The sequence below is a fragment of the Niastella sp. OAS944 genome (genome assembly GCA_024809215.1).
Classification (GTDB): domain Bacteria; phylum Bacteroidota; class Bacteroidia; order Chitinophagales; family Chitinophagaceae; genus Niastella.
Genome location: JANUBW010000010.1, coordinates 1 through 17,189 on the forward strand (window position 1 = coordinate 1; position 17,189 = coordinate 17,189).

9 protein-coding genes and 1 rRNA gene are annotated in these 17,189 nt (G+C 44.2%); 7 read left to right on the top strand and 3 right to left on the bottom strand.

Annotation, left to right across the window (positions count from 1 at the left end):
• From rrf to GGD38_RS30040, 3 genes are all read left to right on the top strand, one after another.
• Window positions 1-90 (top strand): 5S ribosomal RNA (gene rrf, locus GGD38_RS30030); the annotation flags it as partial.
• A 318-nt stretch (window positions 91-408) separates the two neighbouring features.
• A complete protein-coding gene (locus GGD38_RS30035) occupies window positions 409-1,497 on the top strand; it encodes a glycoside hydrolase family 76 protein (RefSeq protein ID WP_375303548.1) in 1,089 nt (362 codons plus the stop codon).
• A gap of 158 nt (window positions 1,498-1,655) precedes the next feature.
• The gene (locus GGD38_RS30040) at window positions 1,656-3,077 is read left to right on the top strand and encodes a glycoside hydrolase family 125 protein (RefSeq protein WP_375303547.1); all 1,422 of its coding nucleotides are present in this window, start codon (window positions 1,656-1,658) and stop codon (window positions 3,075-3,077) included.
• Between the two features lie 80 nt (window positions 3,078-3,157).
• Here GGD38_RS30040 and GGD38_RS30045 read toward each other — a convergent pair whose 3' ends face one another.
• Window positions 3,158-4,183 carry a DUF6528 family protein gene (locus GGD38_RS30045; protein WP_375303546.1) on the bottom strand — a complete coding sequence of 342 codons (1,026 nt, stop codon included), beginning with the start codon at window positions 4,181-4,183 and terminating at the stop codon, window positions 3,158-3,160.
• 210 nt (window positions 4,184-4,393) lie between these two features.
• Here GGD38_RS30045 and GGD38_RS30050 point away from each other — a divergent pair, with 210 nt between their 5' ends.
• Entirely contained in the window at window positions 4,394-7,027 is a 2,634-nt protein-coding gene (locus tag GGD38_RS30050; RefSeq protein ID WP_375303545.1) for a glycoside hydrolase family 78 protein, read from the top strand.
• 101 nt (window positions 7,028-7,128) lie between these two features.
• Here the strand turns inward: GGD38_RS30050 and GGD38_RS30055 are convergent, their stop codons facing one another.
• Window positions 7,129-7,896, bottom strand: a complete 768-nt coding sequence (locus GGD38_RS30055; RefSeq protein ID WP_375303544.1) for a response regulator — start codon at window positions 7,894-7,896, stop codon at window positions 7,129-7,131.
• Window positions 7,893-11,030 (bottom strand): two-component regulator propeller domain-containing protein, encoded by a 3,138-nt coding sequence (locus GGD38_RS30060; protein WP_375303543.1) that lies wholly within the window; start codon window positions 11,028-11,030, stop codon window positions 7,893-7,895. Before GGD38_RS30060 ends, GGD38_RS30055 begins: the two co-directional genes overlap by 4 nt.
• A gap of 156 nt (window positions 11,031-11,186) precedes the next feature.
• On the opposite strand from GGD38_RS30060, the gene GGD38_RS30065 reads away from it, so the two are divergent.
• The 3 genes from GGD38_RS30065 to GGD38_RS30075 all read left to right on the top strand — a co-directional run bounded on the left by GGD38_RS30065 (window position 11,187) and on the right by GGD38_RS30075 (window position 17,078).
• Complete coding sequence (locus GGD38_RS30065) at window positions 11,187-14,375, top strand: SusC/RagA family TonB-linked outer membrane protein (RefSeq protein ID WP_375303542.1); 3,189 nt, start codon at window positions 11,187-11,189, stop codon at window positions 14,373-14,375.
• Window positions 14,376-14,397: 22 nt separating this feature from the next.
• Window positions 14,398-16,293 carry a RagB/SusD family nutrient uptake outer membrane protein gene (locus tag GGD38_RS30070; protein ID WP_375303541.1) on the top strand — a complete coding sequence of 632 codons (1,896 nt, stop codon included), beginning with the start codon at window positions 14,398-14,400 and terminating at the stop codon, window positions 16,291-16,293.
• A gap of 86 nt (window positions 16,294-16,379) precedes the next feature.
• On the top strand, window positions 16,380-17,078 hold the full coding sequence (locus tag GGD38_RS30075) for a DUF3823 domain-containing protein (RefSeq protein ID WP_375303540.1): 699 nt from the start codon (window positions 16,380-16,382) through the stop codon (window positions 17,076-17,078).
• Window positions 17,079-17,189 lie beyond the last annotated feature (111 nt).

Consider the following 17,189-nt stretch of genomic DNA (forward strand, 5'->3'; position numbering starts at 1 on the left):
TTCACCTCTTCCCATCCCGAACAGAGAAGTTAAGCCCCTCATGGCCGATGGTACTGCACAACAATGCGGGAGAGTAGGTAGCTGCCATATTTATTGCAAAAAAGCCTTTTAACTTATGTTAAGAGGCTTTTTGCTTTTTAGACCGTCTTCCACGGCAATCGTGAATCGGCAATCGGCAATGACTCGCGATATTTAAGGCCTCGCGTTCGTGAAACGGCAAACGTGAAACGTGAAATCCTGTGCTGCATCATAAGCAATAGCTGACCTCCCTAAATGCGACATCGCCCTCCAATTTTAATACTGCTGGCAATTAATCGCAAGTCGTGAACTGTGAACTGAACAACTGAATAACTAAGTTTGCTATCAGGTTTAAGCACTACTATGCATGCTGGAGAAAACAACTCACTAATGAACCTGATTCAAACAACACTACTAACAATAGCACTCTGCACCAGTCTACAATTATCTGCCCAAAAAAGAAACTGGTCAAGTTCCGCCGATAGCGCACAACAGGCCCTCACCACACAGTACTGGTCAACAGAGGAGAAATATTACAAACACAATAATGATAATAACACCGGTTTCGATTACTGGTGGAATGCTCATGCGCTCGATGTGCTGGTTGATGGCTACATCCGCACAAAAGACCCCGCTTATACTGCCCGCATGAAACAACTGCTTACAGGCATGCATAAAAAGAATGGCAACAAATGGGAGAACAATTACTACGATGATATGGAATGGCTGGCCATAGCCTGTATACGGGCTTATGAAGCCACTAAAGATGCATCATTCAAAGAACTGGCCCAGGAACTATGGACGTTGATAAAAACCGGCTGGAGCGATGTACACGGCGGCGGTATTATGTGGGCAAAAGATCATCCCAATGCAAAGAACTCCTGCGCCAACGGACCTGCCATTATCATTGCAGCACGGTTATATAAACTAAATAAGAATAGCGATGATCTTACCTGGGCAAAGAAGATCTACAACTGGCAACAGGCCACTTTAATTGATACTACCCGCGGTCTTGCATATGATCATGTTGGCAATACCAAAGAAAGCGCCATCTATACATACAACCAGGGCACCTGGCTGGGCGGTGCATTGGAACTATATACCATCACTAAAGACAAACAATATTTGCAGGCTGCCATCCGCAACGCCAATTACGTCATCAACGACACACAACGGTTCTCACCCAATGGTATTTTAAAAGGCGAAAATTCGGGCGACGGCGGTTTGTTCAAAGGTATATTCATTCGCTACTTTGTACAGCTGATTTTACATGGCAAACTCGACAGTTATACCAAAGCGTTATATCTGAAATATTTAAAAGCCAATGGCGAAAGCCTGCTCGATAAAGCCACCCTTAGGCCTGTGTATTTATTTGGAACAAACTGGGTTTCTATGCCCGCCTCGCCAAAACAAGATTGTTCAATACAATTAAGTGGCATTATGTTATTAGAGGCCCTTGCTTTATTGAATGCGAAGTAGGAGGTAGGAGGCAAGAGGTAAGAAGTGCCGGAAAATTATTAGGTTTAACATTAAAGCTCTTCATACTTCATAATTCCTACTTCTTAATTCGCAAAACTATGTTCTCAATGTTTAATATTAGCTAAACACTTAGTTTTACAGCATCAAATATGTCACATATGAAAAGGCGCTCCTTCATACAGCAGTCCACCCTGGCAGGCGCAGGCTTGTTATTAGGCAATAAATATGGATTTGCAGGTACTAACGAACCACTGCAATTCCCCGTAGTACGTACCCCGGCAGATAAAAGGAATTTTACAAGTGAAGCAGTAGAAAAAGCAATTAAAGAATTTCAGGCAAATGTTAAACAACCCGAATTAGCCTGGTTGTTTGAGAACTGTTTCCCCAATACGCTTGATACCACAGTACATCATAGCACCCAGAACGGCCGGCCCGAAACTTATGTGATCACCGGCGATATAGATGCCATGTGGCTGCGCGACAGCAGTGCCCAGGTTTGGCCTTATCTGGCGTTTATGTCGCAAGATAAACCCCTGCAGCAATTGATTGCCGGTGTTATCAATAAACAAACAGCCTGCATTCTGAAAGATCCCTATGCCAATGCTTTTTATAACGACCCGCAAAAGAAAAGCGAATGGGAGCACGATCATACCGACATGAAAGCCGGCGTACATGAGCGCAAATGGGAGATCGATTCATTGTGTTACCCAATCAGGCTGGCTTATCATTACTGGAAGCAAACAGGCGATAAGGCGCCCTTCGATGCACAATGGCAACAGGCCATCAAAACCATCTATACAGTATTTCGCGATCAGCAACGCAAGAACGGACATGGCTCTTACAAGTTCCAGCGCACCACACCACATGCAACTGATACCTTGCCTATGAGTGGTTACGGTTATCCGGTAAAACCGGTTGGACTGATCTGTTCTGCCTTCCGCCCCAGTGACGATGCAACGGTGTATTCTTTCCTGATTCCCTCTAACTTCTTTGCAGTAGTAAGCCTGCGTCAGGCAGCTGAAATGCTTACTGCCATAGCAAAGGATACAACAACCGCAGCGCAATTAACTGCACTGGCCAATGAAGTAGAGAAAGCATTACAACAATATGCCATTGTAGACCATAAAACATTTGGCAAAATATATGCGTACGAAGTGAATGGCTTTGGTAGTTATAATTTAATGGATGACGCCAACGTGCCCAGTCTGCTCGCGATGCCTTACCTCGGTTCGGCAAAAGCAACTGACCCTATTTATCGTAATACCCGGCGCTTCGTATTATCATCCGACAATCCATTCTTCTTTAAAGGAACTGCCGGCGAAGGCATTGGCGGACCGCACGTAGGTTATGATATGATTTGGCCCATGTCTATCATTATGCGTGGCCTTACCAGCACCAGCGATGAAGAAATAAAAAGCTGTATCCAACTGCTACAAAAAACACATGCCGGTACCGGTTTTATGCATGAGTCTTTTCATAAAGACGACCCGAAGAAATTTAGCCGTAGTTGGTTTGCCTGGGCAAATACCTTGTTTGGAGAGCTCCTCTGGAAGACTTATAAAGAGAAGAAACTAATGTGATAATTCGATAATGTGATAATGAATACAAATACAACTGTATTTCATTATCACATTATCATATTAGCTAATTATCACATTAACTAATGGGTGCATTCATGAAACGAATCACCATCAGGATAGCTAAACAAATTCACCAACTTCCATCTTGCTTTATACATCCCAAAGCTGGTGTTTTTGAAAACGGTAGCTCCGTTTAGATCGGTGATCACATCGGTACGCCATGTTTCACCGCCATTGCCATTGGCTTTATCAATAATGGTAGTATAACCACTGGGGCCACTGCTGATTGATTTTACCGCAGTGATATTAGCACCAGCTGAATTTTTTATAAGGGTGAATACACCTGTGTTTACATTGAACTTATACACGTGATTGCTGTTCGATAACCAAAGATCGGTAGTGCTGCCATGTACGGGGAACAGCTCATGCGCATTACCCTCGGGCATGGTGTATGTCTTTTGCAACGTAAGCACCGGACTGCCACAGCTGTTATTATAACTAAACGCTTTCAATTTATCTTTACCGGCTGCCCATAACCATTTATGCGCTTTGTCCCACACCACATTGTGCACATCTTCAAACAGTACCTTACCCCCTTGTTTGCTTTCATCATTAATATACGAGTCGGTGGTGAATATCAGTAAGTAACCGCCCGTACTGGAAGCCGTTACCACATTACCATTGGGCAGCACTTCTGCCGAATGGGTATTGCCGCCGGCATAATCGTACCAAATGGCTTTTTTGGTACTCACATTGATGATAGCCACACCGCCACCCGATGCGGTGGCCAGAATGTATTTACCGCTATAAATAGGTTTGGCTTCGCTGAGGTTCGTGAACCAGCCTTGTGCACCCGAGCGTATCATGGCATAGGAGGCCGTTGGCTTCCATTCCCAGGTAATGGCATTGCCATTGGCCACATCAACCATTACAATACGCGAATTCTTTTGGTCGCAAATGATCATTTCTTTGGCGGTAGCTTCTGTAACTGCTTCTGTAGTGATTAATTCACTGGCATCATCGTTAGAACGCTGTTCCACTTTCCGGCTGCAACCCAATGCAAATACCAGGGAAACGACCAGCGAAAAGGAAAAGATTTTTCTCATAGTTAATCGTTTATTAAATAAAATGGTTACGACTTAAAATAGTGCCAACCGGAAACAATCGCGAACTAAAGATTTACACAATCAGCATGTTGTTGTACATACAGGCTGTATATATAGTGAATTATCTAATAATAGTAAAACCACCATAACGCACAAAATCGCATCAATTTCATGCTAAATCTTTATTTTCATCACAAACTAAGCTGCTAAATGGCTACTCTTTCTTTTCGGCTAACATTATTATTGCTGTTCTCTGTACTATTTTCGGTTGCACAACCCGTTTGTTTACCCGTAGACCTTCAATGCGAATACCTGAAGAACCCATTGGGTATAGATGCTGTACACCCGCGCTTTATATGGAAGTTAAAAGACGCCCGTAAAGGCGCGGCGCAAACGGCATATCAACTTATTGTAGGCACCGATTCGCAGGCGGTTAGCAAAGGCGCCGGCGACTACTGGCAAACCAGCCAGGTAAACAGTGATGCGCAATTGGTGAATTATGAGGGCAAACAATTACAGCCTTTTACAAAATATTATTATGCGGTAAAAGTGTGGGACCATAATAAACAAGCCTCGCCATTATCTGCAGTTAATAGTTTTGAAACAGGTATGATGCACATGGGCAACTGGCAGGGAGCCTGGATCAGCGACAGTCGCGACATAACCGTAAAACCCGCCTCGTATTTTAGAAAGATATTTACAATTAATAAAAAGATCAAACGGGCCCGGGCTTATATTGCCGTGGCCGGTTTGTATGAATTATACTTCAACGGTACAAAGATCGGTAACCATCGCCTTGACCCAATGTACACGCGGTTCGACAGACGCACACTCTACCTCACCCATGATATAACCACTCAATTACGAAATGGGAAGAATGCCATTGGTGTTTTGCTGGGTAATGGCTGGTACAATCACCAGTCAACCGCCGTATGGGATTTTCATAAAGCGCCCTGGCGCAACCGCCCTGCATTTTGTATGGATGTGCGAATTACTTATGAAGATGGAAGTGTAGAAACGGTAAGCACCGGAAAAGATTGGAAAACCGCGTTAAGCCCCATTATCTTCAACAGCATTTACACAGGCGAACATTATAATGCACAACTGGAGCAACCCGGTTGGTGCACACCAGGTTTCGATGATTCAAAATGGAATACCGCCGTTTATCGTGCAGCGCCTTCTTCGAATATTGTAGCGCAGGTAATGCAACCCATTCGCGCAGTGGAAACGGTTCTCACCAAATCTGTACGGGTTTTTAACGATACCAATTATGTGTTTAACCTGGGCAGAAATATTTCAGGTGTTAGCCGCATTACGGTAAAAGCGCCTGCAGGAACGGTTATCAGGTTAAAACATGGGGAGCGGTTATTACCGAATGGGCATGTTGATCAATCGAACATTGATGTACATTACCGGCCCGTTGGTACCGATGATCCTTTTGCTACAGATATTTTTATTACCAATGGAAAAGGGGAGGAAAGTTTTTCGCCCCGGTTTAACTACAAGGGATTTCAGTATGTTGAAGTTACCAGCAGTGCGCGAATTACACTGAATAAAAACAGCCTCACCGGTTATTTCATGCACAGCGATGTACCACCGGTTGGTACATTTACCACATCGAATGCCACCATCAATAAAATATGGCAGGCAACCAATAATTCATACCTCAGTAATTTATTTGGTTATCCTACAGACTGTCCGCAACGCGAAAAGAATGGCTGGACGGGCGACGCCCATATTGCCAGCGAGACGGGTTTGTACGGTTTTGACGGGATCACCATTTATGAAAAATGGCTGGCCGATCACCAGGATGAACAAAAAAGCAATGGCGTACTGCCTTCCATCATCCCTACCGGCGGCTGGGGATACGAATGGGGCAATGGCCCCGACTGGACGAGCACCATCGCCATTATTCCCTGGAATATTTATTTGTTCTATGGCGACACTACTTTGTTATCGCGTTGTTACAATAACATAAAGCTGTATGTTGATAATATCGATCAGCAATATGCAACTGGTTTAACCATCTGGGGACTGGGCGATTGGGTGCCGGTAAGATCAAAAACACCGGTTGAGCTTACGTCATCTATCTATTATTATGTTGATGCCAGCATTCTGGCCAAAGCGGCCCATTTGCTCGGCCGCCAAAAAGATGCAGAGAAATATACCGCCCTTGCTACTAAGATCAGGAATGCCATCAATAGCAAATATCTTAATACTACAACCGGTATTTATGGCAATGGGGTTCAAACCGAATTAAGTGCACCGCTTTGCTGGGGTATAGTACCCGACTCCTTACGGTATAAAGTAGCCGCTAACCTGGCCAGCCGGGTACGGGCCGATAGCAATCATCTCGATGTAGGATTGTTAGGTACAAAGGCCATCTTAAATGCCCTGAGTGAAAATGGTTATGCCGATGTAGCGTATACTGTTGCTGCACAAAAAACTTTTCCCAGCTGGGGTTGGTGGATCGTAAATGGCGCCACTACTTTATATGAGAACTGGCCCATCGACGCCAAAAGCGACATCTCGCTTAATCATATTATGTTTGGTGAAATTGGCGCCTGGTTGTACAAAGCATTAGGTGGTATAAAACCCGACCCCGCCAAACCTGGATTTAAAAATATTCTGTTACAACCGCATTTTGTTTCGGCACTTAACCACTGCGAAACTACCCATCAATCGCCCTACGGTACTATTGTATCGTCGTGGAAAAGAATTGGGAAGAAGATTTTGTATACGGTGGTTGTGCCGGCTAATAGTACTGCCACACTTACCCTGGATGGTAAAAAAGAAAGTTTGGTGGCTGGGAAGTATACCTTTGAAATTAAAAATGAGAAATGAAAAATGAGAAATGAAAAATGTGAAATGAAAAATGTGAAATGAAAAAGGAATACAAAAAATGTATTTACTTTTTAATTCTTCATTTCTCTGTTTTTAATTTTTCATTTATGTTTTTGCATGGCATAATCCGTAGGCGTAACCCCAAACTGTTTATGAAAATTACGGGCGAAATTGCTTTGTGAGCTATAACCGGTCATAGCGGCAATTTCATACATTTTATAATCACCCGAGGCCAGCAGTTCCGCAGCTTTCTTTAAGCGCGTGATGTTGATAAGCTCAATGGGGGTAAGGTCAGAGATGGCTTTTATTTTCCGGTACAAAGTAACCCGGCTCATATTCATATGGCGCGCCAGTTGCTCCACATCCAGTTCTACCTCCTCAATATGTTCAATAATGGTTTCATGCAATGTGGTGAGGAAGCTTTCATCGGCCCTTGTATGTGCAATACTATTAATGTGAACCAACGGCGTGCGGGCGAAATATTCCCTTGTCATATTTCGGTTCGCCAGTAAACTGGCTATTTGCGCCAACAGATGTTCCTTCGAAAAAGGTTTTTCAATATAAGCGTCGGCGCCCAGCTCAAGCCCCTGTACTTTCGATTGAAGGGTATTTTTAGCTGTAAGCAGTATTACCGGTATATGTGAAAATTCTACATTTGATTTTATCAGCGAGCACAGTTCAAACCCATCCATTTCGGGCATCATTACATCGCTGATGATCAATTGTACGGCGTTTGAGCCAAGCGCATGCAGTGCTTCTTCACCATTCGATTTTTTCAGCACAGCATATTTATGTTGCAAAATCCTTTCCAGGAAGTCAAGAATTTCTTCTTCATCGTCAACTAACAGAATCAGTGGTTGGGTGCTCATTCAGTTTTTTTCTTTTTGGCAGGCGGTTGTAATGGTAATTTAAGTACAAATATGTTTAGCTCAAAGGAATTCTCTTTTACATACAACTGCCCCTGGTGCAACAGGGTAAGCGAACGCGCCAGGGTAAGGCCAATGCCCGTACCTTTTTGTTTTATATTCTCCTTTATCCGGTAAAATGGTTCAAAAATAAGCTCGCGCATGGCTATCGGGATGGATACGCCGTCGTTGGCAATCTCAAAAGTAAAATAGGGATCGTCTTTTTGCACCGGGTGCAATTGTGCCGTTATCTGTTTATCGGCATATTTCACGGCATTGCTAAACAGGTTGTACAATATTTTGTTCAGCGCATCCTCATCAACAAAGGCCACCACCGGCGAGTCGGGTAATACCAACGTGTATTGCAGGTTTCGTTTTTTAGCCTGCAGTTGAAAACTGCTATACACTTCCTGCATCAGTTCGGTAATGTTCACCTTTGTAAAATCAAGACTGAAACCCTTTGCTTCGGTTTGGCGAAAGTCAAGTATTTGCGTTACCAGCGTCATCAACCGGTTGGTGTTGCGCTCCATCATATTCACATCTTCTTTTATATCGGGCAGTTCATGTATTTTCTCCATCAGGTTTTCTACCGGCCCTTTTATAAGGGTAAGCGGTGTTCTTATTTCATGCGCCACATTGGTAAAGAATTCGAACTTGGCCTCGTAGATCTCTTTTTCTTTTTTCTCCTGCGATCGTTTGTGATAGTGTTGAATTACCAGGTACACCAGGCTTACAACTACTGCGGAATAAATTAACCACGCCCACCAGGTGTTATAAAAAGGCGGCGTAATAATAATGTGCAACAATTTTTCCTGGCTCCAGCGGCCATTGGTAGCTGCGGTCAGGCGAAAGGTGTATTGTCCCGGCGCCAGGTTGGTGAAATACACTTTGCGGTTGGTTGAAAGGTATGTCCAGTTTTTATCGAGCCCTTCCATCGTGTATTTGTATTCGGTGATCTCCGGACTGGTATAACTCAACGCGGCAAAATCAATACTGAATGATGATGCGTCGTAGGGGAGGGTAATGCTATGGGTATAAAGAATAGATTGTTTTAAAGGCGAATGGTCTTTTTCAATCAGCAGTTCTTTATTATGCACCTGAAAGCCGGTAATGTATACGGGGGGAATGATCTTGCTGCTATCAAAATCCTCAGGGCGAAATGAGATCATTCCCTTTATGCAACCAAAATACAATTTGCCGCTGGCATCTTTATATCCACTGTTGTAATTGAACTGGTCGTACAAAAGGCCATTGGCCTTTGTGTAAAGTGTCATGTGTTGCGAAACAGGATCGAGGTGTACCAGTCCTTTAGAAGTTGTGATCCACAGCTGACGGTTGTTATCTTCCACCACCTTAAATACAAAATTACTGGGCATACCGTTCTGGGTGGTATAGCGTTTTATATGTTTTCGGCTCACATCCAGCTTGCACAGTCCGCCCCCTTCGGTAGCTATCCAAATATTTTGTTTACTGTCTTCGCAAACGGCGTTAATGTCGTCTATCGATAAACTATTGGTATCGGCCGGGTTGTTCACTAACTGACCCCATCGCCTTGTTGGCGGGTCGTAATATAAAAGTCCGCGGGCGTGGGTTCCCGCCCAAATAATACCGGCATGGTCTTCTGCAATACAACTTATAAACTGACCATCGGGTGTTTCCTTCAGCCACTCAAAATTATCTGTCGATTTTTTATACAGATAAATGCCCTGGCCGCTGCCCACATATATATCACCCCGGCGGCTTTGCAGCAACGAAACAATAAAGTTATTGCGAAAGGCACAATTGGTTAATTCACTCCCATAGTGTTTTATCACTTTGCCTGTATGGCGGTCCATAATATCGAGGCCATGATCGAGTGTGCCTATCCATACTTCATTGCCAAGCACCATAAGGCCATGAATATTATGATATGCAATACCTGTTGGCGTACCCGTTGGTTTAAAATGTGTAAATGCGCCGGTACGCAGGTTCAGTTTATTTAAACCGGCATCTTCGGTGCCTATCCATAAGTTACCATCGCTGTCTTCACACATTTCGCGTACGGCATTACCACTAATGGTTTGGGTAGTACGATCGGGAAAGTATTTGGTAAAGGGCGTGAATTGTTTGGGATAATAGTTCACGCCGCCAAAAAAAGTGCCGGCCCATATGCCGCCCTCCCGGTCTTTACAAATGGTATATACCGCATTATCCGATAAAGAATACGGATCAGCAAACTGTTTCTTTAAATTGGTGAACTGCCGCGTAATGGTATTATAAATAAAAATGCCCGATTCGGAAGCAAACCAGTATTCATCATCGGTGACCTTTAAAATATCGCGCACATAAATAGTGGTTTTATCGGCGCTGTATATCAGCAGGTCCGAATAAGTGTTGGTATTGGTATTATACAATTTAATGCCCTGGCAGGTGGTGCCTACAAAGATGGCATTGTTGCCGGCCGGGTACATTTTTTTTATAAAACAGGTGGGCATTTGCGGCGAATGCTCAAACACATTAGGCCCGGTAAAAGTTTGTGTATTGGGGTCGAACCGTTTCAGGTGGCCATCTGCCGTGCCAAACCACATGTCGCCATTGGCGCTCATACAAAGCGCCGTGGAATGAATATTGGTTTCTGTCGGAAATGTAGTGAGTTTACCGGTGCTTACATTATAGCGGCATACGGTTGTTATTGAGCGGAACCAAAGCGCACCCTTGCGGTCAATTTGAAGATCGTTGATCTCGGGTAACGAAAGAACGCGCACCAGTCTTTCCTTTGCGTAATCGAAGCGGTATACGCCGTCCTGTGTGCCTACCCATAAGTTTTCTTTTTCATCGGGAAGAATACAATACACAAAATCTTTTCGCAGCCGGTTGTTGTCGTCGGTCTCAGAATTGAACAATTTGAACCGGTAACCATCAAAACGGTTCAGTCCTTCTTTGGTGCCGAACCATAAAAAGCCTTTATTGTCCTGGATGCTGCAATACACGGTGTTGTTCGACAAACCATTCTCTACCTGGTAATGCCTGAAATAATAAGGCTGGCCATTAACAGTACTAACGGAAAGCCATAGCATCAGCAATGGCAGGCAGCGCAATGATCGTAATAAGCAGTTCATTCGAAAGTAATTTACGCATGAACACAACACCAAAAAACAAAATGTAACAAATTGAACAAATTCTGAAACGCATGGAATAAAGGGAGTGCGCAGGATGAACTTATTTCATGTTTTAATAATTGCTGAAGTCATTTTTTACTAACAATTGATTGCTAAATGAAAAAGTTAACCAAACACGAACTGCGTGGCAGGTCCTGTGTAGTTATGGATTCCTGTCTGCTTACAAAACTTCTTTTATTCCTTCTGTTTAATGTCACTACTATCATGCCGGTAATGGCACAATCGGGAAATAGTATTACTGTTTCTGGTGTAGTAAAGGACAGTGTTGGTGCTGCGATAGCCAATGCTACTGTTTTAGAAAAGAGCACCAAGAATGCTGTAACCACCGATTTACAAGGCGCTTTCACAATAAAAGTATCCAGCCAGTCGGCTGTGCTTATTATTTCGTCTGTCGGCTATGTAAGCCAGGAATTACCGGTGGGTGCTCAAACAGAATTTACCGTTCAGTTAAAAAAATCACCCCTCGATCTCAGCGAAGTGGTTGTAGTAGGTTATGGTACAACGAAGAAAACGTCTGTAATTGGTTCCATTGCTTCCGTTACCGATAAAGATATCGGTATGGTGCACGGTGGTTCAACAGTAAGCTCCAGTTTGGCTGGTAAAATAACCGGGGTATCATTCCGTATGGCAGATGGCCGCCCGGGCGCCAGCGCCAACGTTCAGGTACGCAATATGGGTGAAGCCTTGTTTGTAATAGACGGTATACAACAGGATGCCGGTCAGTTCAATAATCTGGCACCGAATGATATAGAAAGTATTACCGTACTGAAAGATGCATCGGCTGCCGTTTATGGGGTACGCGCCGCCAATGGCGTAATTGTCGTTACCACCAAACGCGGTAAACTGGGCACAAAGAATACGGTGAATGTAGATGCGTATACAGGGTATCAAAACTGGTCGCGCTTTCCCGATGTGCTTACCAATAGTTACGATTATATGAAGTATCGCGCCGAAGCGGAGATCAACCGTTACGGCAGCACCACCATTACCCAGCAGGAGCTCGATAAATACAAGGCCGGCACCGAACCTGGTTACCAGAGTTTCGACTGGAAGAGTTTTATCGTAAAGAAGAATGCGCCCCTGCATTCAGCCAATGTAAATGTTACCGGCGGCAGCGATAAGATCCAATACTATTTATCGGGCACGCATTTATTTCAGAACTCCGTACTGGGGCGCGAGTATACTTTCAAACGCACCAACATACAATCGAACGTAAGCGCCAAGATCGCCAACCGGTTAAAAGTGGGGGTTAATATCAATGGCCGTATTGAAACGCGCGACAATCCCGGCGTTCCTTATGGCGATGATTACTGGCTGGCGCGTTTTGCTATTATGCGCAATACCCCGCTCGAGCGGCCGTATGCAAACGACAATCCCGCCTACCTCAACGATATCAAACACAATGAAACCAACTGGGCTTATCTGAACAAAAAGAATGCGGGTAATTATCACAACGACTGGCGTGTGCTGCAAACCAACTTTACGGCCGATTACCAGGTGCCGTTTGTAGAAGGGCTTACGCTGAGTGGTGTATATTCATATTACCTGGCCGATTATCTGCTCAATAACCACGAGTATACTTATAACACCTATACTTATAATCCAATCGATGATTCATATACTGCCACCGGCGGTAGTACCAACCCCTGGCGCGAACGTGAACAAACCAAGCAAATTAATATTACCCAGCAGTTAAAGGTGAATTACAACCGTACGTTTGGCTTGCATTCTATTGGCGCTACCTTTGTAAATGAGCGTATCAAAAATCAGCGCCTGAGTAACTGGATCCACTCAGTGCCCAGCACCAATGCGCTATCGCTTATTTATTTCAATACGGCCGATACGTATAACGACAATATCACCAATGAGGCCCGTATTGGTTACATTGGCCGGGTTACTTATAATTATGATAACAAGTATTTCTTCGAAGCATCGGCACGCCGTGATGCCTCTTACCTGTTTGCACCCGATAAACGCACAGGATATTTTCCTTCGGTGGCAGCAGGCTGGCGCATAACGGAAGAGCCATTTATACAAAAGCTCCTCGGCAACAGCAATATCTTAACTGAGTTCAAATTACGCGGTTCATACGGGGTATTGGGTGATGATGGCAAACAACTCGATCTGCCGGCATTCGCTTACGTTGAAGGGTACACCTACAACCAGGGTATAGCCATTTTGGGTGGCGTTCCCGTTGTTGGCTCAAGAGACCGCGGTGTGCCTATTACCAATATCTCCTGGTTAAAAAGCCGCATGACCGATGTAGGGTTCGACTTTAGTTTAATGAACGGAAAACTCACCGGTACCTTCGATTACTTCTATAGAAAACGCACCGGTTTGCGTGGCCGTAAATCAGATGTGCTGGTGCCTTCCGAAATAGGTTATACGCTGCCCGATGAAAATATAAACAGCGATGCACAGTTTGGTCAGGAGGGTTCACTTTCTTATAGTGGCGCTTATCGAAAATTGCGTTTCGTTGTAAGCGGTAATTTGTCTTATTCACGTCAGAAATTTCTCAACTCCTATAAACCGGTGTTCTTTAACTCCTGGGACCAATATCGTAATTCCCGCGAGCATCGCTTTACCCGTATTGATTGGGGTTATGATGTAGTAGGGCAATTCACTTCACAGGAACAGATCAACAGCTACCCGGTAAATATCGACGGACAAGGTAACCGCACCTTGCTGCCCGGTGATCTTATTTATAAAGATGTTAATGGCGATGGCAAAATTGATGAGTACGACGAACGCCCGATAGGTTATGGCAGCGGTCAGCAGCCAAATGTCAACTATGGTATCAGTATTGCGCTTATGTATGAGAATTTCGATTTCAGGGCCGACTTCTCCGGCGCCGCTGGTTATACCTGGTTTCAAAACTGGGAAACCCGCTGGGCTTTCCAAAACGATGGTAACCTGAACACCATGTTCCTCGATCGCTGGCACCGTGAAAATCCAAACGATCCAAAAAGTCAATGGATCCCCGGTAAATACCCGGCTTTACGTTTTAACGACAAAGATCACAGCAATAACACGCGCTCCTCTACCTTTTGGGCGCACAATGTAAAATACTTACGCGCACGTACGCTCGAACTGGGGTATTCGCTGCCGGCAAAACTCATCAGCCGAATTAAAATGGAAAAAGCACGGTTTTATGTAAATGCTTATAACCTGTTTTCATTCGATAATATGAAAGAGTTTTCGCTCGATCCTGAAGTGAATGATGACAACGGCTTACAGTTCCCCCAAAACAAATTCCTGAACGTAGGTGTAAACCTTACTTTTTAACCGCGCCTGAAAAACAATTACAATGAAGAAGACATTAATCAGCATATGTGCAGCAGGGTTGTTATTGACAGCCGGTTGCAAAAAAGACAGTGAATTTTTAGATGTACAATCTCCTCAGGTTCTTACCAATGAACAAGCATTCAGCGAGCCGGCGCAGGTATTGTCCATCATGGCCGACCTGTATAACCGCCAGGTTGATTTCAGTGGCCTCGATAATGGCTGGGAATCATTTGCCGACTTTAGTGAAAGTTTTCCCTCGGCCAATGGCAATACCAATATTGTACAACGCAATGAGTGGAACTTTACCGACTGGTCTATATGGGATTATAATTACATCCGGGATCTGAACTTATTTATAGAACGCGCTACGGTGGCAAAGGCATTGTCAAATGCAGACAAAACACGCTTTTTGGCGGAAGCCCGCTTTCTGCGCGCCAACTTTTATTTCGAAACGGCCAAACGCATGGGCGGCGTTCCGCTGATACTGGAGTCGCTTTTGTACAATTCCAGCGGCGATCCCTCTTACCTGCAATATCCACGGGCAAAAGAATCGGAGATCTATGATTTTGTGATCAACGAAGCAGAAGCCATAAAAGGCAGCCTGCCCATCAATGCAAATGAAAAAAGCCGCGCTACCAAAGGGGCTGTATTAGCTATGGAAGCAAGGGCGGCGTTGTATGCCGGTTCTATTGCAAAATATGGCGGTAATACACCTCAGGTGTCGTTGCCAGGGCAGGAGGTAGGCATTCCCGCTTCTATGGCCAACGGCTATTATACAAAAGCATTGAATGCTGCCAAAGAGATCATCAACGGCAGCGCCGGCACGTATTCTTTATATAATAAGAAACCCGACCTGGGTGAGAATTTCGCTTCTATCTTCCTCGATAAAAGCGGAAATACAGAAAGCATTTGGGTAGAAGATTTCAAACTAAAGAGCGGAAAAGTACATGGCTTTACTGTAGCTACTCAACCACGGTATGGCGCCGAAGAAGAAGAGGGCGGACGCATTAACCCATCGCTGAACCTGGTTGAATCGTTTGAAAAACTCGATAATACGTTTGCTCCCATTGCTGTCACCGATGCGGGAGGAAATCCTATTTATTATAACAACCTTTCAGATGTATTTGCCGGCCGCGATGCCCGGCTGTACGGAACAGTTATACTGCCCGGTTCTACTTTCAAGGACAGACGTGTCGATATTTGGGCCGGTTATAAGTTAGCCGATGGAACCATTGTTACCGGCGACGATCGTGGAGCACAAAAAAAATTACCCGGTCAAACGAACTCAACGCAGGTAGTTGGTTTCGATGGGCCGGTTAATTCAAAAGAATTTACTGCTCAGTCAGGCTTTTACCTGCGCAAATATGTTGATCCTACTCCCGGCGCCGGATCGCGCGGTACCAATAGTGAAGTGCCTTTTATTCGTTATCGCTATGCCGAGGTGTTGTTGAATGCTGCTGAAGCTGCTTTTGAATTGGGTCAGAAGGGCGATGCTGCTACTTATATGAATCAGGTACGTGCCCGCGCCGGATTAACAACGCCCCTTACAGCTGCCGACATCACTTTCGATCGTATTGTGCATGAGCGCCGTGTTGAGCTGGCATTTGAAGGACATATCTTTTATGACCTCAAACGCTGGCGCCTGGCGCATGTGGTTTGGGATGGCAATAAAATGACGCCGGCCGACCTGGTAAGTAACATTGGGGCTGCTACCAAACGCAATACACAACCTTATGGTTTATGGTCATACAAATTGTATGATCCTGCCAGTGCCAACAATGGTAAATGGTCGTTCCAGATCGTATTGCCATCGCTCGTAACCGGCAGCAACCGGTTCAGGCTGGGTAATTATTATTCGGCCATCAATAATGATATTATTGCTAATAATCCCAGGATCGTTCGTCAGCCAAATCAATAATGAATATCGAATATTGAATGTAGAATGTCGAAGTGAAGGGCAGAAATGCCGAAGAACTAAAAACTTAGAACTTAAAACTAAGAAATATGAAAATTTTCATAAGCTATATATTATTAGTAACGATAATAATCATGACTGGCTGTCGGAAAGATAACTATGACGGGCCAACAGTAAAGCTAAGCGGTCATATCGTATACAAGGGCACGCCTGTTGAAGTGGAGTATAACCAGGTGAAATTTGAATTGTACCAGGATGGTTTTGGAAAAACGGGGCCAATGGCTTCTACCTTTCAACCCGATGGATCGTATGAATTGTTACTGTTCAATGGTGACTACAAATTCATCATTCCTAACGGGCAGGGACCATTTAAATGGAAGCAAACAACAGCCGGTGCACCCGATACAACAATCATTCAGGTAAAGGGCAGCCAGGAGTTTGATATTGAAGTAACGCCGTATTATATGGTGCGCAATGTACAATTGACTGCCTCGGGTGGCAAGGTAATGGGCAAATTCAGTTTAGAAAAGATCATTACCGATGCTTCGGCCCGTGATATTGAGAATGTTAGTTTGTATATCAATAAAACACAATTTGTTTCAGGCGCCGATAATGTGGCCTCAGAATCTATCAAGGGCAGCGACATAACCGACCTGAATAATGTAAATTTAAGTGTAACAGTACCCACCGCTAACACCACGCAAGGATATGTTTTTGCCAGAATTGGAGTTAAAATAGCAGGAGTTGAGGATAGAATATTCTCTGCGGTAACCAAGATCAGCCTGTAAAGAAATTAAAAATGAAAAATTAAGAACAGGAGAAATGAAAAAGTAAATACAAATGTCGATTTGGTTTCACTTTTTCATTTCTCATTTTTCATTCTTCATTTCTCATTTACA